The sequence below is a fragment of the Zavarzinella sp. genome (genome assembly GCA_041399155.1).
Taxonomy (GTDB): Bacteria; Planctomycetota; Planctomycetia; order Gemmatales; family Gemmataceae; genus JAWKTI01.
On sequence record JAWKTI010000001.1, the window covers coordinates 568,542 to 593,461 of the forward strand.

The 24,920-nt window shown below is 49.0% G+C and carries 18 protein-coding genes; 7 read left to right on the forward strand and 11 right to left on the reverse strand.

The annotated features are described in order from the left end of the window. Positions 1–10 precede the first annotated feature (10 nt). Together R3B84_02440 and R3B84_02445 are read left to right on the forward strand one after the other, a co-directional pair. On the forward strand, positions 11–2,716 hold the full coding sequence (locus tag R3B84_02440) for a cation-translocating P-type ATPase (GenBank protein MEZ6139407.1): 2,706 nt from the start codon (positions 11–13) through the stop codon (positions 2,714–2,716). Between the two features lie 83 nt (positions 2,717–2,799). Further along, complete coding sequence (locus R3B84_02445) at positions 2,800–4,038, forward strand: pitrilysin family protein (GenBank protein ID MEZ6139408.1); 1,239 nt, start codon at positions 2,800–2,802, stop codon at positions 4,036–4,038. Positions 4,039–4,188: 150 nt separating this feature from the next. On the opposite strand, the gene R3B84_02450 is transcribed toward R3B84_02445, so the two are convergent. Together R3B84_02450 and R3B84_02455 are read right to left on the reverse strand one after the other, a co-directional pair. Next, entirely contained in the window at positions 4,189–5,052 is an 864-nt protein-coding gene (locus R3B84_02450; protein ID MEZ6139409.1) for a hypothetical protein, read from the reverse strand. A 92-nt stretch (positions 5,053–5,144) separates the two neighbouring features. Beyond that, positions 5,145–6,845 carry a hypothetical protein gene (locus R3B84_02455; GenBank protein MEZ6139410.1) on the reverse strand — a complete coding sequence of 567 codons (1,701 nt, stop codon included), beginning with the start codon at positions 6,843–6,845 and terminating at the stop codon, positions 5,145–5,147. Between the two features lie 193 nt (positions 6,846–7,038). Here R3B84_02455 and R3B84_02460 point away from each other — a divergent pair, with 193 nt between their 5' ends. Next, positions 7,039–9,480, forward strand: a complete 2,442-nt coding sequence (locus R3B84_02460) for a hypothetical protein (protein ID MEZ6139411.1) — start codon at positions 7,039–7,041, stop codon at positions 9,478–9,480. 56 nt (positions 9,481–9,536) lie between these two features. Beyond that, positions 9,537–10,499 (forward strand): aldo/keto reductase, encoded by a 963-nt coding sequence (locus R3B84_02465; protein MEZ6139412.1) that lies wholly within the window; start codon positions 9,537–9,539, stop codon positions 10,497–10,499. Positions 10,500–10,680: 181 nt separating this feature from the next. On the opposite strand, the gene R3B84_02470 is transcribed toward R3B84_02465, so the two are convergent. Further along, positions 10,681–11,415, reverse strand: a complete 735-nt coding sequence (locus tag R3B84_02470; GenBank protein ID MEZ6139413.1) for a WecB/TagA/CpsF family glycosyltransferase — start codon at positions 11,413–11,415, stop codon at positions 10,681–10,683. A gap of 560 nt (positions 11,416–11,975) precedes the next feature. Between R3B84_02470 and R3B84_02475 the strand changes: the two genes are divergently transcribed. Next, positions 11,976–13,211 carry a prolyl oligopeptidase family serine peptidase gene (locus R3B84_02475; protein ID MEZ6139414.1) on the forward strand — a complete coding sequence of 412 codons (1,236 nt, stop codon included), beginning with the start codon at positions 11,976–11,978 and terminating at the stop codon, positions 13,209–13,211. Between the two features lie 41 nt (positions 13,212–13,252). Here R3B84_02475 and R3B84_02480 read toward each other — a convergent pair whose 3' ends face one another. Further along, the gene (locus R3B84_02480; GenBank protein MEZ6139415.1) at positions 13,253–14,482 is read right to left on the reverse strand and encodes a CCA tRNA nucleotidyltransferase; all 1,230 of its coding nucleotides are present in this window, start codon (positions 14,480–14,482) and stop codon (positions 13,253–13,255) included. Between the two features lie 9 nt (positions 14,483–14,491). Beyond that, a complete protein-coding gene (gene trpS, locus R3B84_02485; protein MEZ6139416.1) occupies positions 14,492–15,553 on the reverse strand; it encodes a tryptophan--tRNA ligase in 1,062 nt (353 codons plus the stop codon). A 142-nt stretch (positions 15,554–15,695) separates the two neighbouring features. Here trpS and R3B84_02490 point away from each other — a divergent pair, with 142 nt between their 5' ends. Then, positions 15,696–16,481 (forward strand): hypothetical protein, encoded by a 786-nt coding sequence (locus R3B84_02490; GenBank protein ID MEZ6139417.1) that lies wholly within the window; start codon positions 15,696–15,698, stop codon positions 16,479–16,481. An 80-nt stretch (positions 16,482–16,561) separates the two neighbouring features. After that, positions 16,562–17,734 (forward strand): glycosyltransferase family 4 protein, encoded by a 1,173-nt coding sequence (locus tag R3B84_02495; GenBank protein ID MEZ6139418.1) that lies wholly within the window; start codon positions 16,562–16,564, stop codon positions 17,732–17,734. Between the two features lie 8 nt (positions 17,735–17,742). Here the strand turns inward: R3B84_02495 and R3B84_02500 are convergent, their stop codons facing one another. The 6 genes from R3B84_02500 to R3B84_02525 form a co-directional block, all read right to left on the reverse strand. Beyond that, on the reverse strand, positions 17,743–18,522 hold the full coding sequence (locus R3B84_02500) for a HesA/MoeB/ThiF family protein (protein ID MEZ6139419.1): 780 nt from the start codon (positions 18,520–18,522) through the stop codon (positions 17,743–17,745). A gap of 28 nt (positions 18,523–18,550) precedes the next feature. Further along, a complete protein-coding gene (gene queG / locus R3B84_02505) occupies positions 18,551–19,564 on the reverse strand; it encodes a tRNA epoxyqueuosine(34) reductase QueG (GenBank protein ID MEZ6139420.1) in 1,014 nt (337 codons plus the stop codon). Then, positions 19,561–21,081 (reverse strand): hypothetical protein, encoded by a 1,521-nt coding sequence (locus R3B84_02510; GenBank protein MEZ6139421.1) that lies wholly within the window; start codon positions 21,079–21,081, stop codon positions 19,561–19,563. Before R3B84_02510 ends, queG begins: the two co-directional genes overlap by 4 nt. 77 nt (positions 21,082–21,158) lie before the next feature. Continuing rightward, positions 21,159–21,896 carry a hypothetical protein gene (locus R3B84_02515; protein ID MEZ6139422.1) on the reverse strand — a complete coding sequence of 246 codons (738 nt, stop codon included), beginning with the start codon at positions 21,894–21,896 and terminating at the stop codon, positions 21,159–21,161. Between the two features lie 252 nt (positions 21,897–22,148). After that, complete coding sequence (locus R3B84_02520) at positions 22,149–23,750, reverse strand: protein kinase (GenBank protein MEZ6139423.1); 1,602 nt, start codon at positions 23,748–23,750, stop codon at positions 22,149–22,151. Between the two features lie 416 nt (positions 23,751–24,166). Further along, on the reverse strand, positions 24,167–24,913 hold the full coding sequence (locus R3B84_02525) for a hypothetical protein (GenBank protein ID MEZ6139424.1): 747 nt from the start codon (positions 24,911–24,913) through the stop codon (positions 24,167–24,169). Positions 24,914–24,920 lie beyond the last annotated feature (7 nt).

The following is a 24,920-nucleotide window of genomic DNA, read 5'->3' on the forward strand; positions in this document are numbered from 1 at the left end:
CCGAGGTTTATTGCCCACAAATCCGTTACGTGGAAGACCTGGCAAAAATGGGGCAGCTGCCCAGTATTGTTGCTACGGCTGCCTCAGTATCGGCGAACAACTTGCCTCAAATTCCACTGATTTCAAACAATCACCCCACATCGTTCGCACTTTGGCTTTTCGAATTGCCATCAGTATTCTGGTGATTGCACAATCAATGATTTTTTCGGTGGCGATTAATCTAGAGCCCAGCACGCCATTAAACATTCGCTTATATATCCAAATAATTAGCGCCGTTGGTGCTGCCGTCGTCTTTGTTCTTCTCGGTTTTCCATTGCTCCGTGCGGCCTGTGGGAGCATTCTGCAACGAAATTTTTCGCTAGAACTGCTGTTTCTGGTCACCATGTTAGGTGCGGCAGGGGTTTCCATCCACGGCATGACCACCCCAGGTGGTGCGGTGTATTTTGAAGTAATTCCCACGTTGTTGGTGGTTTATACCCTGGGAAAAGCAATTACTGCCCACTCGCGAGCCAAGGCAATCGCCAGCAGCCAACGTTGGTACCACCAACTCAATAGTGCCAGAACAATCATCGATGAAAATATTCTCATCAAATCAGCCTCCGATCTGCCGGTGGGAAGTATTGTGGAAGTTCGCGCTGGGGAACATTTCCCCGCTGATGGCATCATTACCCACGGCACGGGTGATGTGGTGGAAGCCGCACTGACAGGGGAACCTTATTGGAAGGCAAAAATTCCAGGTTCCGAGGTAATGGCAGGTTCGATCAGTGTTGATGCCACGTTTCAAGTTAGGTCAACTGTGGCAGGAAACGCCCGCCAGGTCGATCGGATTATGCAGCTTGTTGAGCAGGCTCGGTCCATTCCGGGTGCGTCGCAACAACTCGCTGATCGATTAGGCAGCATTCTGTTTCCCATCTTGCTGCTGGCAGCGGGTGGCACATTCATTTATTGGTGGCAAACCAATTCTTTAGCAACCGGCCTGTACCACGCACTGGCAGTGCTGTTAATAGCCTGCCCCTGTGCTCTGGGATTAGCGACACCATTGGTGATCTGGCACGCCATTGGCCAACTGGTGACACAAGGAATTGTGGTGCATCGCGGGGATGTGATTGAAAAACTGGCAGCAATCGATTGCGTGGTTTTTGACAAAACAGGTACCCTGACCGATGATGAATTCCGGATTGTTGCTTCCTGTTTCGATTTACCAGCAGAAAAAATCGTCCATTTTCAGGAATTGGTGGCAGCAGTTCAACGACACAGTACGCACCCGATGGCACCTGCGTTTGCATCCTGGTTACCCACGGAAAAAGAAATTGCGGTAAAACATTGTCAAACCGTTCCGGGGTGGGGCATTCAAGCAGAAATCCGATGGGACAATTCCCCAGGATTATTGCAAATTGGCCGTGCCGAATGGTTTGACCCACCCACAATTCCAATTTCCTGGCATCAGAAACAGCAGGAAAGTGGGAAAGAAGTACATTTCTGGCTGGCAGGTTGTTGGGTGGGTGCCGTATTGATCACGGAACAATTGAGAAGTCACTCGCGGGAGGCACTGGCAGAATTGCATCTGGCAGGTTATCGCACGGTGGTGCTTTCAGGTGATACCACTGCTCATCTGGATCGGTATCAGTTTTCAGAAGCATATGGCGATCAATTGCCTGAGCAGAAGGCAATTTTTCTGAAGAATCTGCAAGAGGATGGCTGGCACCCGCTGTTCGTGGGTGATGGCACCAACGATGGCCCCGCGTTGGCCACGGCCGATGTTGGCGTGGCGTTAGCTTCCGGCACCGATCTGGCAAACAATATTGCGGATATCTCTTTGTATCGCAAGGACTTACGACTGATTAGCTGGTTGTTGCAGCTTTCCCAGAGTGCGACCCGGCTGATTCGGCAAAACCTGTTCATCGCTGCCACCTATAACGCAGTGGGAGTGGGGCTGGCGATGGCTGGCTATCTGCATCCTGTAGTGGCAGCAATGATCATGGTAGTTTCCAGTCTGATGATTACCTGGAACTCGACCCGCGTTTCAGTGGATCCAGATCGAATGTTGCATTGCCAGCGACCCGTTCGCGATCGCCCACCTGCGAGAATCATGTTACTCTTGCAGTCCGGATGTCATTTTCTGGCCTGGATAAGCGTATTGGTGATCGTGGGCAAAATGAGCGGTTTCCCAATATCAGCCCAATTCGTTCTGCTTTTTGGTGGGGGAATCATCGGCCTGATGTTGACCTATTGGTGGTTTCATCACGAAAATATCTCGCCCAGTCTGGATATGGCCTTTGGGATGCTCACGTGGGGGAATCTCGGAATGACTTTCGGCTGGTGGTATGACCAGAAATTTCAGGTGCCAGCCGAAATTTGCCACTGTAGCTGGAATTTAGCCCAGCTTTGGAACCAGCCGGGCATGTGGCTGGGGATGATTCTGGCGTGCAATCTGGCAATGATTTTACTGCCAAGGCGTTCCCACTGGTCGGTGCCTTTCTGTGCCTGGTCGATGTTTACTGGTGGCAACCTAGGCATGGTGCTGGGCATGATTGCTGGCAGTCAGGTGGTGCAACTGTTTCACCCCACCCCCACATGGGCAGTGCTTGCCGATTTTCTGGGGATGGCCATCGGCATGCACCTGGGCATGGCGCTGGCAACAGAAGCCCAGCGTTTTATGATGTTGCAAGTCTGGCGGTATCGTCGCAAGCGCGATTACCGCCGCCAATTTTCCTGAAGTTACGCTGCACCAGTTCCAAAATGGGTTTTTTGGTACTTTTGCGTAAAATATATTGAATTGTAATTATTTAGAGTGTTCTCATGCCTTTTCAGCAACATCGATTAGCGAACGGAATCACCCTTCTTGGTGAAAATCATCCGAGTGCCTTATCGGTCAGCATGTCTTTTTGGGTAAAAACAGGTGCCCGCGACGAAAGTCCGGATGTTTCGGGCGTCAGCCACTTTCTGGAACATATGGTATTTAAAGGTACGGAGACTCGGGATTCATTTGCCGTCAACCGCGACTTTTCCCGCATTGGTGCGGATAACAACGCCTGGACTTCGGAAGAAAATACCGTTTTTTATGGTGTAGTGCTGCCAGAATACCTGCCACAATTAGCGGATGTGCTGTGCGATATGATGCGGCCCACCCTGCGTGAAGAGGATTTTCTGACGGAAAAAGAAGTCATCCTCGATGAAATTGCCCGCTATGAAGTGCAGCCAGGGTGGGTGTTGTTTGATAATGTTCGCCCGCACCATTATGGGGCTCACCCACTTTCACAATCGGTGCTTGGTACTACCGAATCAATTAAGCAGCTTACCTGTGAACAGATGAGAAATTACTTCAATTCCCGCTACGTGGGGTCCAATATTCTGGTTGCTGTGACTGGCCAGTTCGATTGGGATGTTCTTCGGGAAATGGTGGAAGCAAAGTGTGGTCACTGGCCAGCAGGCACCGCCCCACGCACTCAGGTGGTGGAAGTTGCTGGTCCTGGCACCATTAAAGTGGTACAGGTTCCGGTGGAGAAAGCAGCACAGGAATATGTCGCCTTAACGAGTCAATCCCCCACAGCCAACAGTGAATTGTCATATGCTGCCGCACTGGTGGCTACGGCAATTGGCGATTACACCGGCAGCAGGTACTACTGGGCACTTTCCGATACTGGCCTGGCAGATGATGTGGGAATGTCGGTGGATGAAAGCGATGGTACCAGTGCGGTGATGTCTACATTCAGTTGTGAACCGGAAAATGTTGCTGAAGTGTATGCTACCTGTCGGCAGATTTTAGATGCAGTGCAAAAAGATGGCTTGACTTCGCAGGAAATTGAACAGGCACGCACCAAGATTTTGTCGCGGGAAGTGCGGGCGGGAGAAAAGTCCCGTCGGCGAATGTCGGTGATTGCAAAAGATTGGCTTTACCGAGGTTGTTACCGCACCGTCGATGATGAACTGGCTTCGTGGGATCGCGTGGATAGTAAGGCGATTCGGGAATACCTGGACCGATACCCGATTAATCAGCCCACTGTGACAGCATACGGCCCATGTGCGTCGTTAGAGTAATCAAAACTGAAGGATAATTTCAGAAGTAGGTCCTTAATTTCAGTGACTTTAAGGAATTCTCTTTGGCAAGAATCGAAAGTTCTACTGTTACACATTGCCAGGCATTCTTCTTGGGTATTGTTTCCATTTGCATTCGAATAATAATTGTAATCAAGTACTCGTTGGCCTAATGTGCCATTTAGTACCCCATGGTCGAAAATCTCCGAGTCGTCCCCAGAAAGATTCCGCGATGCGACTCTGTATTTCCAGTTCAAGGGCTGGCAATTCCAGGTTCCGGTCAACATGATTAAACATGCCATCTGTTCCCACTTCGAGTACTACCCACTTCCCAGATGGATGGAAAATCAAATCCACACAACCAAAAAATCCCAGCAGTCCAGTTGCAATCAGTGCAGATCGTCCAACTGCAACTGCTTCCTGTGGTGCGATACCTGCCAACTCATACCTTGCACCTCGAGCATGGGCAACCCAGGGTGAAGTTGTTGCTCCATTCGGAAATCGTCGTGCTACCCACCCAAAGATTTCTCCGCCTGCGGCATACAGGCGGTAAACTTCAGGTTGTTGCATATGAACAAATTCCTGTACGATTAAAGGATGTGGCCAACTATCTGGTATCATCGTTTCAGCCAATAACATTCTGTGGCCCGAAGCACCGCACCCTGTTGGAAATTTCAGACACCATGACAAATGGTTGTTAATATTAGCAAACTGTTTCGCATCCTCAATCGATTCAAAGAGGTGTGTATCTGGTATGGGAACTGAATTTTCTAGAAACACACGCGCCAGAGCACGTTTGTCTGCAGCCAATTCCATACTTGAAAACGGTATGAACAACCGGTTGTTGTCTGGTATATTCTGTTGGTCAGCAAGTAATAAGTAATTATATTCACGGGCATCATCCGCAACGTCTACCCATAGTGCTCTACTTAGCTGTGATGCTAATGAGGCAAAAGCCCATGCACCACCACCAGTGTTCAGAATGCAGTAGTTGTCTGGGTTCACGGAAGTAATCAATGTTTATTTCCAAATCTAACATTGCCAAAATCTTGTTAAAGTATCAAGTCATTTGAGTTCGCAAGTGCTTATTTCGGAAAATAAAAGCTATCTCAATTGATAATACTTTTCTTGTGTTGGATGTAATCCCACAGGACAAAGCGGTCGAGGTCGTTGCCGGAACAGAAAATCACCCGGCCTTTGGTGGCTGATGCCATCCGGTGGGCAAAACGCACATCTTCTTCCGATTGACTCCAGCTTTGAATCAGAAAAAGATTAATGGTAATTCCCTCTTTCGCACACTTTAACGCTTCCCGCATCGTGGCACTTTCGGTGCGTTCGCTGGGTGGGTACATCAGATAGAGAATGTTTTCTTCAAAGTGGGCGGTGGGCAAGCCATCGGTGATCAGAAACATCTGTCGATTGTTCGTCGGCTGATTACAAAGAAATTGCCGCCCCAGCCGCAGTGCATGCTGGATGTTGGTAAAGTGCTGGGGGATTTGTGTTTCCAGAATCCCTGGGTCGCTCATGTCTGCCTTCATTCGCACAATTGGGTCGTAGATTGAAACAGGTTTTGGCAACAAGTATGGCAGGTCGGCAATCTTGCACGGTTTCGCAAATGTAAACATCTCGATGAACTGGAGATAATCCCCAGGGTATTCTTTGCGAATCAAACCTTCCAGTGCCATCCCCATCCGTTTGACGTTGTAATACATGTCACCATAACGCATCGATCCAGACATATCCAACAGGACTGCGGTAGCTGCTTTCGGCGTCACTTGTGTGCGGTGAATCACAATATCGTCGGTCGATATACGGACGGGACGTTGCTGACCATGCCGCAGTAGCGCGTTGATCATGGTGCTGGGTATGTCCATCTGGGCAATCGAATCGCCAAATTCATACTCTTTTGTGTGGCTGGTTTCCACAGCACCTTCGCCAGGTACGGCATTAGGATGGCGCCCGGATCGGGATGCCTGCAAATCCTGAAAGATTTCCTGCAACAAACGGTTCTGGAACAGCCGGTATGCTTTGGGCGTGATCTGAAATTGATCTTTACCAGCATCCAGGCCCTGCTGGCGTGCCATTTCTTCCAGATAATTCTGCACCTGCTGTTGCAACGCCCGCAATTCTGCTAAATCGGCTTCATTGATGAATCGCTGGAGTGCCTCCATATCGATGCGGGCCAACTTGGCATTTTTTGCCGCTTCTTCTAACTGTTTTAACAATTCGTCAATCGTTTCCAGTTCTTCCTTGATCTCCAGGGCTTTGGGGACATCCATCCCTTCGCGACCGGTAAACTTGTAGTTTGCTGCTAGACGTTCTACCTGATATTTTTCTGCCAGGCGGGCAACCACTCCCATCAAGCTGCCTCGCAAATCCGCCTTCCCGCGTGGGAGATCGTAATACAAATCTTCCAGATCCCGCAATTGTTCTTCATCCACCGCACGAAAATAATCATCCTGGATTGGTAGTGGTGGGGTAAACGTCTGGGAAGCCAGACGAAATTGCTTTCCAGCCAGGACCAGTGCCTGACCAGTCTCATAAGTTTCCAGAATTTTTCGTTTTCTTTCGAGCAGCAATTGCCGCAGTGCCTCAATCGAAGGTCCCAGCCCCTGAATCATGCTTGGATCGATATCAACGGCATTAGCCAGTTCTTCTTCAGTGAACTTTCTGGTTCCACCATAATAAAGCAGGTGATCCATCGCAGCCGAAGCCACATCCGGTGGGCCGCTGCGTGGGGATGGGAATTGAACGGGATCGTAGCCCAGGTAAGTATGGACAATCCCACCGGGTGTTTGTTTTTCTGCCATGTCCTGCCTGAATTGCGTAATCCTAACTTTATGGTAGTCGATCTTTTGTTCGGTTGGGAAATTACTGCTGGGGATTTTATAGTCTGACCAATATTAGAATCACCATTTGCTGGCGAAATTGCTTCCCCAAATCAATAGAATGGTTGCTGATGCGTTAGTTCAAAACAAGTGGCACCATGGGAGAGAAATTACCATGAACTGGATTAAATCCGAGTATATCCTGAAAGGGATATTCCTGGGCTTGCTGCTCAATATCGCATTGAAAGGGCTCGATTGGCATGGCACAGGTCAGGTTGCGATCTGGCTCGCTGGTGGCCTTGCAGTGGGGCTGCTGCTTTCATTTCTTCGTCAATTAAAAGAATTACGGCATCTTGCCCGCAATCCCGTGGGCTTTGTGCTCTACCTGTTGCTGGAAAATCCACTGTTTATCTACGCAGGGATTATCTTTGGCCTGGCAGGTGGGGCATTATTTGTCAAACCCCCTTTGGCAGAAGATACCGCTTACAAGTTACTAGGCTATTGCATGCTCGGTGGGGCTCTGTTGGGCTACGGGTTGGGCGAATTACAAACAGCCGTCATTGGCTGGTACCGTTTTGGCCTTTCTATTGCCATTTGTGCCGCAGCCGTTGTGGGTATTTTCTTCGGCCTGCAGGAAGCAGACATGCTTCAGGATGTCAATCGCACCCGCATGCTGGGTATCCAGATTCTGCTGGGTTTACCCTTCTTCTATCTGTTGATGTTTGTGGCAACTGCAGAAGAATCTGAAGTGGAAATTGCCGCACTCTGTGCGATGATGGGCCTCGGAATGTGGCTGGCTCGGTTTCCTTCCAACCTGCCCGCCCTGGGGCTTGCCTTGCCCATTGTGTTGTACATGGTTTACTCCGTGCGAACCTTAAACCCGTTAAGAGTCTTTAAATATACCTTGCGTGGTTACGGAAGGTCTCAGGTGGGGCGAGTGCATGATGCCCTGATGTCATTCAACCGTGCGATGCAACTGAATCCGAAAAACGAACTGGCACGTGCTGGCTTGATTCGCCTGCACCAGACCGTGGATGTTGATCGCCTGGACGCACCCACCAGAAAGTTACTGAATCCAAACTTTTGTATCAGTGAAGCCCATCGCTTGCTGATCAGCGACCAGAAGCCCACAGAGCAACAACTGGAATCCGCAACACGTTTACTGACATTCGTTGCGGGCGAATGGCCAGAACTTCGTGCCCAGACCGACTATTACCTGGCAGTAGCAGAAACCCATTCGAAAAACCTGGATTCTGCCGTGGAGCGTTTAAATCGCCTGCTCGATCCTGAACAGTGGGCAGAAACCGACAAAGTACGAGCAAGAATTCTCTTCGATGCCTGGCAACTGGCATTACGAACTCACCCCACATTGAAACAACGCGTGGGAGACATTCAGATTCAACTACCTGGCCGTCGGATGGAAGCCTTGCGTGCGGTGTTCCGTAAGCAAGCCAAGGCACCGAACGAAGATTCGTTGCGTGATTTCCGACGTGAATTGTTCCACGAACTCACCGAAGAAGAATATAAACAAGCCACTGTCAACGGTCCGCTCGAAGATTTCGACTACGACTATGCAGAAAGCCAGGGCAGGGTGCTGCTGGAAAAATCAGAGCACTACGACCAGGCTTCGCTATTGTTGCGAATTGCCGGGCATGGCAAGTTTACCCACGGTCCTGCTATTTTTGAAACACTTGCAGCCACCGCAGAAAAGCTGGGTAAAGCCCAGGAAGTAATCCGCTTTCGCAAAATGGGGCGTGATTGTGGCATTGCGGTCACACTGGAACAATTAGCACCTGAGCAGAAAAGCGTCTTTTTTCAGCAGGTCAAGTTCCTGGCAGATCAGGCTTTTCAGAACCAGGAATGGGACGAAGCGATCCGCAACTACAAGATATTTGCGTTTGCAGAACAGAACATCAAGGATACCCTCCGTAATCTTTCCACTGCGTATGAAAAGAAGGTGATGATTATCGAAGCGATCCGCACCACGGAAGATGCGTTGATTCGCGGTGGTGGTAAGGACTTTCTGGAAAAGAAAGATGTCTACTACCACTCCGTTGAAATCGAGGACCTGAAGAAGCGTGCCGATGAAGTACGTTCTTACTTCGATGTCAAATACTGTGTCAATAAGGCCCGCACCATTCTGGATTCGAACACCAACGATCTGGAAATGCTCGAGTGGGCAGAGCACCTGCTGAAACTTTCGCTGGTGATGAATCCCAAGAGTATTGTGGCCATGTTTCTGCTTGGCCGCTGCCTATTACGACGTGGGGAACGCGAAAAAGGGGTAAGCTATCTCGAAGATATCCGCGAGATGAAGTATTCTGGCCAGGATGAACGCGATGCCTACGAATTAACTTTACGGCAACTCGGGACGCTCTATCTGGATGAATTCGATCAGGTGGATATGGCGATTGATTGCTTACGCACCTTCATGGACACTGAAAAAAGTGGTGCCAACACGCTCTACGATCTGGGCCGCGCGTACGAAAAGAAAGGCGACCTGGTTAAGGCAATCGGTTATTACCAGCAAGCGGCCAACTTCAAGGATCATCCCATTCGCTGGGATGCAGAAGAAGCACTGCAACGGTTACGTCAGGGCAGTTCGCAACCCAACTGATGATGATGCTGGATCCACTTGTGCGTTCGTTTACAAGTTTATTTCTCGAGTGAAACATGCAAACCAAACCTCTCGGCAATAGTGATTTGAATATTACCCCACTGGGCTTTGGTGCCTGGGCCATCGGTGGCGGAGATTGGGCTTTCGGCTGGGGTGCCCAGGACGATAATGATTCAATCCAGGTGATCCACGAAGCGATTGACCAGGGAATTAACTGGATTGATACCGCTGCAGTATATGGCCTGGGACGATCCGAAGAAGTAGTAGCCAAGGCATTGGAAGGTATCGCCAACCGCCCGTACGTGTTTACCAAGTGTGCCCGCGTATGGGATGAAAACAGACAGATTGGGAAACGCCTCAAACAAGATTCGATCCGCAAAGAGTGTGAAGCCAGCCTGAAACGACTGAACATCGAATGCATTGATCTGTACCAGATCCATTGGCCAGAGCCTGATGAAGATATTGAAGAAGGCTGGCAAACCATGGTGCAACTCCAGAAAGAAGGTAAAGTGCGTTGGATTGGCATATCCAACTTCAATGTGGAACAGATGCAACGCATCCGACCGTTTGGCCCAATCACTTCGCTGCAACCACCATACAGTTTACTTCGCCCCGAAGTGGAAGAGCGAATTCTGCCACACTGTCTGCAGGAAAATATTGGCGTGATTGCTTATTCCCCGATGGGTTCTGGCCTGTTAACCGGTGCCATGACGCGAGAACGTATTGCCACACTGCCGGCAAACGACTGGCGGAAAGAAAAGAACCCACAGTTTCAGGAACCGTTACTCAGCAGAAACCTGCAATTGGTGGATGCTCTCAAGCAGATTGGTGCCCAGCATGGTGTTTCTGCTGGTGTGGCCGCAATCGCCTGGGTGTTACGTCAACCCGCAGTCACAGGTGCCATTGTGGGGGCACGTAAACCAGGACAGATCAAAGAACTCATCCCCGCTTGTGACTTCCGCCTGAGTGACGATGAAATCCTGCAACTTGGCCAGATCCTGCATTCCGTCAGCACCTAACGACCAATTGGTGCGACGTAAATATATATCCACGTGGATTGTTCCACCGGATATTTTTTTCAGCCAACTTTGCGACTGCAGCAGCGTAACTTACTTGTATATAAGTAGTTGTGGCAGAAAAATAGAATTAGAAAATGTCGAAAAATAACGATCATTAAAATGTTTGAATGTTGCGTGTGTGTTATTTGGGCCGTTGATTCATCCGTTCTGCACGGTACTTTGGCTGAAAAAATGCCCGCACAATAAATGCGATGTTATCAAAGTATCGCCGCACCAATCTTTTCGGTTCCTGCAACAAACGATACAGCCATTCCATCCCAGTAATCTGCATCCACCGTGGGGCACGGGATACAATCCCCGCAACGAAGTCCAGTGTGGCACCCACTTGAATGCTGACCGGGACCTGCAATTCGTCCATATGCTGCAAAATCCATCGTTCACCTTTTGGCTGGCCAAATGCCACCAGCAGTATGTCTGGTTTTGCCGCAAGAATCCGATGTCGTTGGAAGTGAATTTCTTCCGTGGTCAGTGTCCTGAAAGGTGGGCATTCTGTTCCACAGATCACCAGGCCAGGGTACTGTTCCTGCAGCTTTTTCCCTGCCCGTTCAGCAACTCCAGGACCGGCACCCAGCAGGTAAAATCGCCACCCACGCGCGGCACCGTAACTTGCCAGGTGGGCCATCATATCAGACCCAGCTACCCGTTCTGGCAGCGGTCTGCCAATCCAGCGAGACCACCACACCATGGGCATGCCATCTGCCAGCAAAAATGCCGCACGCTGATTGAGGTCCCGCAATTCCTGGCTGTTGGCACACAGCATTGCGTAGTTCAGATTCGCAGTAATGATCAACGCAGGTTGACGCTGTTTCACCAGTTGTTCAATTGCTGCCATGGTTTCGGCCATGGTATAGGGCATTAACGGCAACCCCCAGATGGAAATGGGGGTGATAGAAGCTGGTTCTGCATGCATAGAACCTAATTTATTGCCGATAATGGCACTTTGCTAGTGGTATCATCAGTGTCTTCACCGGAAACTCTCTTTCGCCAGACTTCAGGAAAATAGATTGCTTTGTCGAATTACTCACATGTCTACTCCATGTGCAGCGGCAGATGGCAAACCCAATGAATCGGCTGCGGTTTCCTGCAAAATGATACCAAAATACACCACTTTTAATCTCGATTGTACAATCCAGATGCCGTCGCTATCAATTTTTACGATGGCGGGTATGTGATCAATTGAAAAGCTACTTGTACCTTTGCACTGGCCAGTTAAGATGGAAACATCTGAAGTAATACCACTACCCAATTTTGCAGTGCCGGATTAATTGTTTGACCAATAAACTATCTGTTGTGGGTGAAACAGGAATTCGACTCAATGACTAGATCTTCTTGAAGCGTCTTGGCGTTATAGAAAAGGTTTAAATAATGAATCAGTGCTCTAAAGATTTTTGAGCATGATTTTTTGGAATTAGAACCATGCAGAAGAAAACTGATGATGAACTTCCTTACGGATTTGAAATTGGGGAAGACGGCAGTATTCAACAGTTTGATGCCAACTGCCATGAAATCGATTTCGATAAACCTCCTAAAGAATTGAAGAAAAAACTAAAAGCAGAAAGAAAAAATCAGAAAAGCAATGGTTGGAAAGCTCTATTTACTCTCATCGGGGTGATCGTTCTGTTCGTCGGCTTATTACAAATCACCTCCAATAAAGATCATCAGCCAATTGTCAAGGACGAGGACCCAGAGAAGTTACTTCAGAATCAAATAGCACAAATACTATTAAGAAAAACACCACTCAAGCTAAAAAATTATAGTGAAGAGAAAAAATCAATTATGCCTCAATTGAGCGTAGTCAGGCATGAATTTAAAACGAGATTAATTTCAAATTTCTCCAGCAATATTCAAACACCGATCCCACCAAAAGGTGTCTTGGAACTTGTGAAGTACTCCACTTCACTTGGAGTAATGGATGCATATATTACGCCAAAAACTAGAGGCCCGGGGCGATATCCAGCAATAATCTGGCTTTCAGATCAATTGAACAATAGCATCGATCAACGCTTCTGGTCGGTTGAACAGTCTCATCTCCATGGTCAGACTTTCCGCGATGCAGGATTGATTATGATGTATCCTTCGATGAGAGGTGGTAACAAAAATCCTGGTTTCGTTGAATGCGGCTTTGGAGAAGTAGATGATATTCTCGATGCTTGTAAATTTCTTACGAGTCGTGATGATGTTGATCGGAGCAGAATTTTCCTCGTGGGCCATGGTTATGGTGGTACTTTAGCGTTATTAACTGCAGAATATCGTTCTACAGGAATACGAGGTGTCCTTGCAATCGCCCCAGCTTCATCAATTGATCGATATGATCGGGAAAAGTTAACTTATGATGCGACATTCAATTATGAAAAGTTGCTACGTAGCCCCAGCCATTGGATGAACCATATCTCATGCAGTACCTGGATCGTTACTGGGAAGAATGATCACTTGTGGTCAACCGACCTAAACGAGTTTAAACGGACAAACTTGTTCCCTGAGCGAGTTCACTGTAGTCTGTTACCTGATCTGGATCATCAATCGATTGTTGAACCCGTGGTACGCGTTTATCTAGGAAAAATCAAAGAATTGCAAGATCCATCAACTCCGCTTATCATACAAAATCTTGATGATATGAGTGTTGAAGTTGAAAGAATGAAGATAAGACGCTAATTCTATCACCCAAGACAGTCATTCAAGTTTCCAATACGCATTTATTTCTGTGGTGGCCCGAAAGTGGCAAGAATATATTCTTTTGCCTCATCTGTTGTTTGTAACTGCCAATCAAGCTGCATATCCCGCACTTGATCTAATATTTTCTTGAATATTTTGCCAGGTTGATAGCCCCACGCTCGAAGGTCATCACCAGTTACCAGTGGGACTGGTTGAAAGAAATCGGATGTATGACTGGCCAATAATTCCTCACAGTACTCGGCATCGGACGCACCACCTGAGGTAAGTGTCCATTCGCACAACTCTACGATGTGGGGATGAACTAAGATCGGAAACAACTGGTGATTCGGTTGCGTTGCAGCACCCCGCAGGGAATCTTGTCGTGTCACCAGCCATGTAATCTGGTCGATTTCCGCATTAGAAAGTTTTAATTGTCGAAGAAGCTTCTCAACATTTTTGGGATGCAAGGCGTGTAACAATACTGCCATTGCCAGCCCGAATGAAACGCTGGCACCACGCCCAATCGTTTGCAATACCTGAAGTGTGGCATCCCGGTCTTTCATTGGAAACAGTTGTGGAATAATGACTTGCACCAGCCCAAGTTCGATCATCTGTGCCACTGCCGCCGCCCGGCTGGGGTGGGCAAGAATCTTGCGTAGCTCGACAGCAATCCGTTCCGTGCTCACCACGTTCAGGTGGGGGGCCATTTTCGTCATGGCTGCTATGGTGCCAGGATCAACCGAGCAGCCAAACCGATGAGTAAAGCGGATTGCCCGCAATAACCGGAGCTTGTCTTCTTCAAAACGATCTTCCGGGTTGCCGATCGCCCGCAGCACCCGATTGGATAAATCCTGCTGTCCACCCACAAAATCGAGAACCGCGTTTTCAAGTGGGTCAAAAAACATGCCATTTATCGTAAAATCTCGACGCAGTGCATCTTCTTTGGCATCGGAAAACTGTACCGTACTTGGCCGTCGGCCATCGTGGTATTCACCATCTGATCGAAAAGTGGCTACCTGCACATTCAGGTGCGTGCCATCGGACTGTTTTGGCCCAATCACTTCGACCACACCAAAACTGATGCCCACCGTCACCGTACGAGGGAACAATTTTACGACTTCGGTCGGCAATGCATTGGTGGCGACATCGTAATCGTCCGGCTCCAGCCCGAGTAACTGGTCGCGAACGCACCCACCTGCCCACAATGCCTGGTACCCCTTTGTGGCAAGTCGCTTGACAACGTCCGTCGCAAATTCGCGTTCCGTCACCATTAGCCTCGATTAGGTCGGCTTCCCAACCGGTGCGGGTAGCATTCCCAATGATTTGCGAACTTTTTCCATCGTTTTGAAGGCTTCGCGGCGTGCCTTGGCAGCACCGGCTACCAATACCGCTTCTACCTGGGATAAATCTGCAAGCAGCTCTTTCCGTTTTGCCCGTGCGGGTGCGTAGTAGGTATCAATTTTTTCCAGCAGCAATTGCTTTGCTTCTGCGTAACCGTAACCACCTGCCCGATAACGATTTGCAACGGTTTCCAGCTCTTCCGGCGGTGCGAATAACCGCAACAGTTGAAAAATATTGCATGTATCAGGATTTTTGGGCTCTTCCACCGCCGCCGAATCGCTGACAATGCCCATCACCGATTTTTGCAGTGCTTTTCCTTCGGCAAAAATATCAATGGTGTTGCCATAACTTTTGGACATTTTCTGGCCATCGGTACCGGGCACCACGGGAATGGCATCCAGCCTTTCCTGCGGCATCGGGAAAATTTCTTTCCCCACGGCCTGGTTGAAGTATCCTGCCATGTCACGGGTCATTTCCAGGTGCTGCACCTGATCTTTCCCCACCGGTACCACGTTGGATCGATAAATCAGAATGTCGGCTGCCATCAGAATCGGATACGTGAACAGCCCCACGTTTGCGACAATGCCACGTGCTGTCTTGTCTTTGAATGAGTGGGCCCTCTCCAACAGCCCCATTCCAGTTACGGTACCCAACATCCAGGCTAATTCGCATACTTCCGGTACGTCCGACTGGCGAAAAAATGCCACCCGAGCGGGGTCCAGTCCCAGTGCCAGGTAGTCTAACGCCACATCCAGCACCTGGTCGTGTAAGAGTTGGGCAGCAGGTCGGGCTTTCCTGCCTTGCTTTTTGGCATCGTCCGCATCCCGCACCACCCCTTCTTTAATGGTGGTCAGAGCGTGGTAGTCCGCGATGAAGTAGAAGCACTCACCCTCTTCCTGCAGAGCAATGTGCTGCTTGATCGCACCGAAATAATTCCCCAGGTGCAGCTTCCCGGATGGCTGCACACCAGAAAGAATTCGTGGTTGTCTGGATTGGTTCATAAATTTATTAAGAAGGTACCCACGGACTTTCATTCTACAGGAAGGTTATGGTAACAATTCCTACCAACATGAGCAGTAGAGGTGGGGAAATGTTCGATGCCAGCCTGAATCGGCCCCGTAATTACTCCTGCAAGTGGCTAACATGGATCGTTCACTAACCAATCAGAACCCGAACCCGCAAGCGGATGAAAAACTCCAGGAAATCCTGCTGGCAGGCTTACGGTACGCCCTTAGCGGCGAAGAGCACCTGTTGTACCGGTCTGGCAAACTGGAAGGGTTATTCCCCACCCGGAACGGGTTGTTTGCCACGGCAGTGGCGATTGCTTTTCGCGATGGGCTCTTGGAACATACCCGCACGGAAGCGCGTGGTAAGGTAACATGGGATTACGCCAGAATTACCCCGGCTGGGGTGGATTTTGTCTACACACACGATTCCCCACGTGCGGTGCTGGAGGAATTGCGTGAAATGCTGCACCAGACTGGCCGTGGCGTGCCCGCCTGGCAGGACCGCACCATGACCATGGTGGAAGAGATGGCGAAGCAGATTACCCAGGAAATGCAGCGGTATCTGGTGCAGTTAGACACATTGACAAAACGCGTAGAAGAGGCATTGAAGCGGCTGGAATATACTGCCGAATGGAAAAACCCCGGCGAGGCGGGGCAATGGTCGCAAGATGCATTGGCTTACCTGCGTAAACGCCACGATGCCGGTGCCAGAACGCCTTGTCCGATGCCGGAATTGTTCAAGGCATTGTCCAGCACCGAACCAGATTTAACGATTCGCAACTTTCACCATGGTTTGAAGCGACTGGCAATTTTGGGTTACGTGCAACTGTTACCCACTGCGGAGGAAGAAAATCTCGCTGAGCCAGAGTATGCGTTCATCGATCAAGGAAAATTGCTCTACTTCATTCAACTTGGAAAATAGCCACTTTTTCATTCTGAAGAAATTACATGGGGCTGGCGGTGGTGTTTTTTTGGCTGCCTCAAACTGTAAGATGAGCGGTTATGAAGCTTGCTGTAATCACCAATTACGACCTTCACGCCATGGGTGGTGCGGAGGAATATATCGACCGTCTGGCGATGCGGTGGCACCAGACAGGTCACCAAGTAACCGTTTTTTGCCGCAAACCAGCACCCGTTCCGCCCACAGCACCTCGACCATGGCAGCCTGAGTACCCCATTCAGTGGATTGATCGACCGTGGTCTACACGATTTGGGCTGGGCAAATATGTTCGATTATTAAAGAAATTTCATCAATCTTCTCCCATTGATCTGTTGTTGGCCTGCGATAGCTACTGGCCAGGCTTTGTTGCGGAACAATTTCATCGCAAATCCCATGTCCCATACGTGCTTTGTTCCCAAGGCAGCGACATTATGGATGGCAGCCGGTTTTTGAAACGCACGACGACACGCAAACGGATTATCAGTGCGTTGACGCACGCCAGTGGGATTGCGTGCATCAGCAGTTACATGAAAGCACGCACAGAACAGTTAACCACCCCACAGGGAGTAGTGCGTCTAATCCCTAACGGCTGGCCTGATGAGTGGACCAGTCAAACTGCCGTAACTCCTTTGATTTCTCAACCTTACTTGCTTTGTCTGGGCAGGATGATTGAATCCAAAGGCTTTCAGGTGGTGCTGGATGCCTACCAAAAAGCATTGCCACATACCGCACGTTGGGGCCTGGTGCTTGCAGGTCAGGGCGATTACTACTCTGAGCTGGTGCAGCGTGCCATTGCGAGTGGCATTTCGGTACAACAGGGTAATACCTGGCAGCAGATGCCTCCACCCTGGATCTGGTTTCCAAGCCTCATCACGGGCACCCAGAAGCAGAGCATTGTACAGCACGCTGAAGTTGGGATTATCCCAAGCTTGCGTTACGAGCCTCAGGGAATTGTCACCATGGAAATGTTGGCCAGTTCCGTGCCCGTCATTGGGAGCAATATTGGTGGAATACCCGATATTGTGCACCACGAGAAAAACGGTTGGTTATTCACTCCAGGAAGTGTGAAAGAACTTTCAGAAACGCTGGTGAAAATTGCCAGCAACTCATCAATCATTCCCCATGTGCGGGAAAATTGTTTTAAATCAGTGAAAAATTATCGCTGGTCGATGGTGGCTGATCAGTATCTCGCATTTTTTGAAGAAATTTGGCAGCAGAAGAAATTATTTAAATGAAAATATTTTCATGATTCTGAAATTGAGCTTTCCTGCAACTGCCCACAGACAGGGCAGGTGGGGTTCTTTTGCAGTTGTATTTGTTGAAAGCGATTGGTGCGACAATCGCCCATCAACAATTTGTTATATAAGGGATCTCCTATTTTTGTAATCAGTTTGATTGCCTCGGTGGCACCAATGCACCCTGCGATTCCAGAAACCGCACCGATTACCGGGAATTGGCGCTTCCATTCAGGTGGGGGAGCAGGCACCCGACAGGCAAGGCAAGCTGTCTGTCCAGGTTGAATCGTGGTTACCTGAAAGGTTAGTTCGTACATAGCACAATCCACCAGTGGTTTGCGAAGTTCGACGCACGCATGGTTCAGTGCTAAACGCTCTTCAAAAAGTGGGGCACAACCCACTGCCAGATCGACCTGTTCCACAAGTTTGTGGGCGTTGCCAGAATTGATGTTTTCAGGAATTGCCTCAATTTCGATCGCAGGATTAAATTCCTTTAAGCTATTATTGGCCGTTTCAACTCTAGATTTACCTATCGCTTCGTAGTTCATTAACAATTGGCGATTCAGATCGCTGGGTTTGATATTCCCCGCGTGGGCAAGAAGTAATTTGCCCACGCCCGCTGCAGCCAATTCCCATGCAACCACCCCACCTAGACCACCGATTCGGCTGACAAGTACCGTGGCACCTTTCAAACGCTGTTGGCCCAGTTCGCCAAAGCCATCCACCCACATTTGCCATTCGTAAATGGCGTGATCTTCCGGAGTTAGATTCGGTAATTGCTGATCCAAGGGTGTCCTCCTTTGGGTGTCTTACGCATTAATGAAACTGATCCAGTGCCCACCTGGCTGCTTCACTGATGACAACATTTTCATAATTTGCGGCCACTTCCAGCGCGTGTTTCGCAGAGATTAATTTCTGATTTCCGCAGAAAATCGCAGCATTTCTCAGAATTCCCTCCCACTTGGTTCTGGAAAATGCCGCGTGGCGATAACGTTTCCGGAAAGTTGTCTCATCCATTTGCAGTAATTCGATGGGATCCAGCACCTGGAAGAGCGGTTCACCAGTCAAGCCCACGGGGTTTGTTTCTAAATGGCGATTCCAGGGGCAAACATCCTGGCAGATATCGCACCCAAACAGCCATTCTCCAAGGTGGGTGCGGGTTTCCAATGGGATCCTGCCGCGGTATTCAATGGTCCAATAGCTAATGCACTTCGTCGCATTTAACCAGCCAGGTGCTTCAATGGCCGATGTGGGACAGTGATCGATGCACGCAGTACAGGTTCCACAGTGGGAAGTAGTGTGCGGTACATCGGCAGGGAATTCAACTGAAGTCAGCAACGCACCCAGCATCAAAAAACTGCCAAGCTGTTTGTGGATGAGCATGCTGTTTTTACCAATCCAACCCAATCCGGCACGCTGGGCAAAGTTGCGTTCCAGCAGTGGCGCAGAGTCCGTTACCCCGCGTTGGGTGCTTTCTGGTATACGAGCGGTTAACCATGCACCAAGTTGGTTCAGTTTTTCCCAAAGCACCTGGTGGTAATCGGGGGTCTGTGCGTACCGGGCAATTTTTGGCAAAGTGCCTGCAGGTGAATCCCCACCGTAGGTTATTCCCAGCATCACTACCGAGCGAACTTCCAGCAGCACCGCCCTGGGATGCTCTCTGGCAGCCGCATTCTTGTGCAGGTAAGTCATTTCCCCAGCACAGCCAGCCTCCAGCCACTGTAAGTAACGCTCGAAATGATCTGCAGGTTCTGCTTTGGCAACACCTGCCAACTGAAAACCCAGTGATTTAGCAACTTGTTTCAGTTCAATAACAAGAGAGGCAGTCATCCGGTAATTTTCTTCCAGACGTTTGCCAAAGCCGATTTGCCCACATTCAGGAGTTGTTCTCCCACCCGAGTCAGAGGTTCCCGTTGCTGGTCGTCCTGCAGTAAACCCAGCAAGGCAACACCCTGTGCAGCGGGCAACAAACTGGTCAGCAGCGGGGTAAAGTATTCGTTCACGCCCCAGATTCTGCCGGGCAACAGGCACGTGGGTAGAATTGCCACCGCACCCGGAAATTGCGCCCGCAACTGATTGACACTGGTAGCAATTTTCTGTTCCGTACTAGATTCTGGATTGAGCCAGTCGTAAGGCGGCTGCCATGTTGTCTGATGATCGAGTTGATCAGCATAACTACCCACGATGATCAAGGCAGGTGGTTTGCGCTCAGGATGTTTGTTGAAGAACTCCTGAAAATATTGCACAAAAGCCTGTTCAGTCCCACGGAGGGGATGGTCCAGGCGCAGAAACAGCAAAATCACGCCCGATTGCTGAATCACGTTTTCGTACCTGGTGAAATCCTGATTGCGAAATGATTCTGCTTCGTGCAGACGAACTTGAAAATCTTCCCGCTTCAACAAGACCTGGGTGGGGCTATTTTCGGAAGACTGCGAATTGCCAGTCAGTGCCGCAATAAAGTTTGATTTTCCTGTTTTAGGCTGTCCCAGCAGTGAAATCTGGATAGTCTGGTGTTCGATTGCAATAGGTTCTGCTCCCACCGGGGCAGATTCTGGTACGGAAGGGACGGCATGTTGTTTTTGTAGTTCGCGATATCGCTTGACACCCACACGCAGTCGACCGCTGTATAACTCGATGAAGTAGTGGCCCAGTTTCCGTACATACTCCTGATAGAACCAGGCACCCAGACCTTCTTTTAGTTGATCTAATGGTCCAGCGATGGCAATTCGCGAGATAATATATCGCACGGCGGCATTGGCCGGATTCAGCAGTGCGGAACCAATCCAGTAAGCTTTGTTCAGCGTAGACCACCATTTGGTTGCAGTTTGCCCCACTTCCTGCAATTTTCGCAAGCGATCAATGGTTAACAGGTGGCTGCCGGGGATATATTTTTCTACCAGTTCGCACATGTCGTGCGAGGCCATCTCGAGTACAGCCAGAATTTCCGGCACCGTCACCCCACCCAGAGCTTCGCGGGATTCGGGATAGTAAATCCTGGAAATCTGCTGGGCCATGTTTTCTGCAGTATCGAAATAAAATCGTGCCTGGGTCAATGTTGCCTGAGAAGGTGTCGGTTGGTCTGTTGTCTGCTGAACCACCAATTGCCAAGCCTGCTCATCACGCACGGTATAGTGGGTGGCTGGCGTGGTTTCTGGAATTGGCTTCAACAGCAGTTTATTCACTGTTTTATTTGCAAGATAAATCCCTACACCGAAGCAAGGAATGGTGATTGCCGCTGCAATGAATATCCATCCGGTCTGCCAAAGGTAAATCGATGCCACAACCAGGTAGAAGAGAACTGGCAGGCTAATCAGCAGAGTGATCAGTGCAATACGGAAACGCGACATGGAATCCCCAATGGATGAGTGGCATGATTATTCTAGCACCGGTAATACCTTCAGTGCGTGCTACCTGAAACAGGACACTACTCTTTGGGTATTTCGAATAAAGTTGGATCTAATTTTTCAGGAAAGTCGTATTTGATTTCAGTGATGGTAGTTTTCAATTTGGAATTTTCGTACCAATCCTGTTCTGTGGACAATTTCAGCCCAGAAAACTCTTTGTAACTGCGAAAATGTATCTCGCGTGATACTTTCCTGCCAAAAATTTTCGATTCATAACGGCAGGCACGTACCAGGTTGTCACTTTTTGCGAAATACAGATCAGTAGTACCCCAGGATCGTCGGGTGATTCGAATACCAAAACAGTCAGTATCCTGAACCTTGAGATCAGCAAGCTTTTCCAGGTCCACAAATCGTTCATTGTTAATTTGCATTAACACCGCCCAGTTGGCATAAAGATCAAGGCTGGAATCAATAATTTCATCGTTGGTTAACGCGCGCGGTGGCATTTTATCATTACGAAGCCAGCCAAGACCGCCATTGATGCACACTGTTGTGGTGGATTGTTGTTTGTCAAAAAACACTGTCGATTCTACGCGAGAACGATCGTGAAATTCATACCAGTGTTTGAGAATAACGTTCAGTTTTTTATCGTTGGCAAAAAAAATCCCTTTGCTTTCGTAGTGCAAAATCTGTAATTTTCGCAAATCTGCTGGTTTCCCCATCGCCTCGGCTGATTTGTCGAGAAGTTGTCTGGCTTCCTGGGCCTGTAAAGTGATCCCCCACCCAACCAGCACCAGGCACACGATCAGTCGATACATCCTAATCTCCAGCAGAGTGATCCTATCCTGCACGACTCGAATTGTCGTTTAGGCTAACAACAACATGGGAAGAATACCATGAAAAATATCTTATTCGAGTGCGATGTAACTTCTAATGATCCAGCCACAGATTGACGGCAAAATGCCATCTTTGACACACTGGGAGGAGTTGAAGATAATTATACCAGGAGTGGGTTACTTCAATTCGTGAAATGAACTACCGGCGAAAAGCTTGACATCTTTTCAATTCGATTAGACTGCAACAAGCTCTTGCAATTTCGATTTAATCTGTCGGATCTGGTTGATCAGACTATCGTAATCCTGGAATCGTTGTGCGGGGTTTTTGTGCATCATTTTCTGAATCAGCAGGCTCAGTTCTTTGGGAATGCCCGATTCCAGTTCATGGGCCAGTGGCACCGGTGCATTCAAGTGCTTGCCAATCAACTCAAAAGGTGAGTTTCCAGGGAATGGAATCCGACCCGTTAAAAAGTGGAACAAAGTGGCACCCAACGAATAAATATCGGTGCGGTGGTCAACATCAGGCAATGCCTGGATTTGTTCCGGCGACATATAGGCAGCAGTGCCTTCCGGGAAGCCACTACCATATTTGGAATCGCCTGACTTGGGAGTATCATTCGTTTGCCGACGGGCCAGCCCAAAGTCAACCAGACGGGCTTTACCAGAGCGATCAACCAGAATATTAGCCGGTTTGATGTCGCGGTGGACAATTCCCAGGTGCTTGACGCTGGTTAAACCTTCGCAAATGTCACTGATAATCGACAAAGAGCGAGAAGTCTGCACTTTGCCAGATTGCTTGATCAGTTCGGCCCCACTGACACCATCAACAAATTCCATTACTACATATGGCAGTTCGGGCGAATCTTCAAAATCGAAGATTCGTACGATATTGGGGTGGCTCATTTGTGCCAGAATACGGGCTTCAGCACAGAACTTTTCCAGACTGCGGTCGCTATTCTGTCGGTTTCGCAAAAACTTAATGGCAACCAGGTTATTCAACTTCTGGTGCAAGGCACGAAAGACTACTCCCGCACCACCTTTGCCGATCTGTTCTAACAGCAGATATTTATCTATCACCAATCCCGGCTCTGGTGCCGTGGGGCGATTGCTGTGGGTGATCGTCTCTGCGTGGGAAGCAGGGATCGTGTTATTGTTGTGGCGATGTGAACCATGGCTGCTGGCCGGCGAATCGATCGACGGCGTTTCATAGATACTGTTATCGCGGGGTGCTTTGGGCCCATTGTTCAGATTCGGGGCAGCCTTGATCATTGTAACAATTGGCACTCGAACCAATTGAGATGAATTGTGGCTGTTACGCACCGTAGAAGCATTTTTCGCGTGTCCCGTTCCATTGGTGAATGAATCGGTTTCGAACTTTTTCAGTTGCTCCAGTTCTTTATCGATGTTGCGTGATTGTTCCAGCATTGTGCGGGTAATCAGCTTTCCTTTCGGGATAAGAATATGCCCACGAATCGGGTGCAGGATATTTTCTGGTGCAGGCATTCCCAGCAGTCCAATCAGATCATCGGCACGCTCCAGGTACATCCCCTGGGGAACTTCGACGCGGATGTCATCGCCAAAAATGCTTGCCTGGCAGGCTAATCGGCTGTCTGCACAGCTATCGGCGACCAGTTTCAGCGTGCGACGCTCTCGATCACGCATTGGCGACAGATTTTCCTGACCCGATTTGACCTTGATGTGGCAAGTGGAACAGATGCCTTTCCCACCACAGGACATCTGAATGCTCAGGTTTTTTGCCAGCAAGGCAGTCAACAGGCGGGTGCCAGTTTGTACAATTGCAGTCTGGTTGATCGGCTCAATACTAAGTTTCTTCATTTTGCGAATCCTAGGGCTCAATTGCGTCGAGTGTTTGGTGGTGCAATCGGTGGGAGGTATCTAACGAAAGTATAACTGCACAAACGAACTACCAAATTGGAAAATGTGGAAACCGACCACAAATTATTTCAGCTAATGACGAAATTTCCTGCCCGTCATGAACAAATTCTTGGCAGAGTCGCAAAGTTCTTGTGGAAATTCAATCACTCAGTTTGGCAATTCGTCCGAAACGTCCTGATTTTCATTTTCGGAAGTCTCCAGATGAAAAAATGGCAATTGATTCAGAAATGAGGTGGCTTTCATTAAATTCAACTGATATTATTCGGCAAGAGTGGAATGATGCAAAGAAATGAACAGGCGGCATCAAAACGTGTTAAGTGCCAATTGGACAAGGACTTAAGGAAAAAATCGACACATTAAACATTGGCAGGTAATTCCCAGCCCTTGCGGTATTCCGTTTTAATGAATTGGCTGGCTTCCGGGCAATTGGTGCACACTAGTTTCGCTGCATCGAAGTCCAGCTTCTTACCCACGCGAATTGCCACGTTGCCTAACAGAATCGTTTCGGTCAGCATGCCCGCGTAATCAAAATTCGAGACAGCGACTTCGGGTTTGCCGTCTTTGATTGCCTTGACCCATTCCTGTTTCATCCCGCCATCACCTTTCCCATTGATTGGCAGGGTTTTCGGTGTGCGGTCTCTGGCGGCTAGCTCTTCATCACCTGCAAAGATCACAAACTGAGCGCCGTAATCGTTGGGAGAGTACAGAATAGCTTTTTCACCCACGATAATTGAACCACTGTTTGACAGTTTCTGTCCTTTGATCAGCACTTTTTTGAGCAGTTCTTCTGGTGGGAGAACTTTTTTGCCGTTGCGTTTGCCTTCATACCAGAAGAAGGTTAACGCTGCCTGATGTGGCTTCTCACCACGAGAGGGGAATTCAAAGGTGACTTTTGCTGAAGATGGACAAGTTTCCGGGTTGACATCGGTAGCATCTGCCACAATCGAGGTGGGACTGCCTAATTCGCATGCCATAAATGCCATGTTGGCGGTGTGACAGGCCATATCGCCTAATGCACCAGTGCCAAAATCCCAGAAGCCACGCCATTTGAATGGGTGGTAACCATCTGCATAGGGACTTCGCCGGAATCTAGATAGAAGCACTTTGATC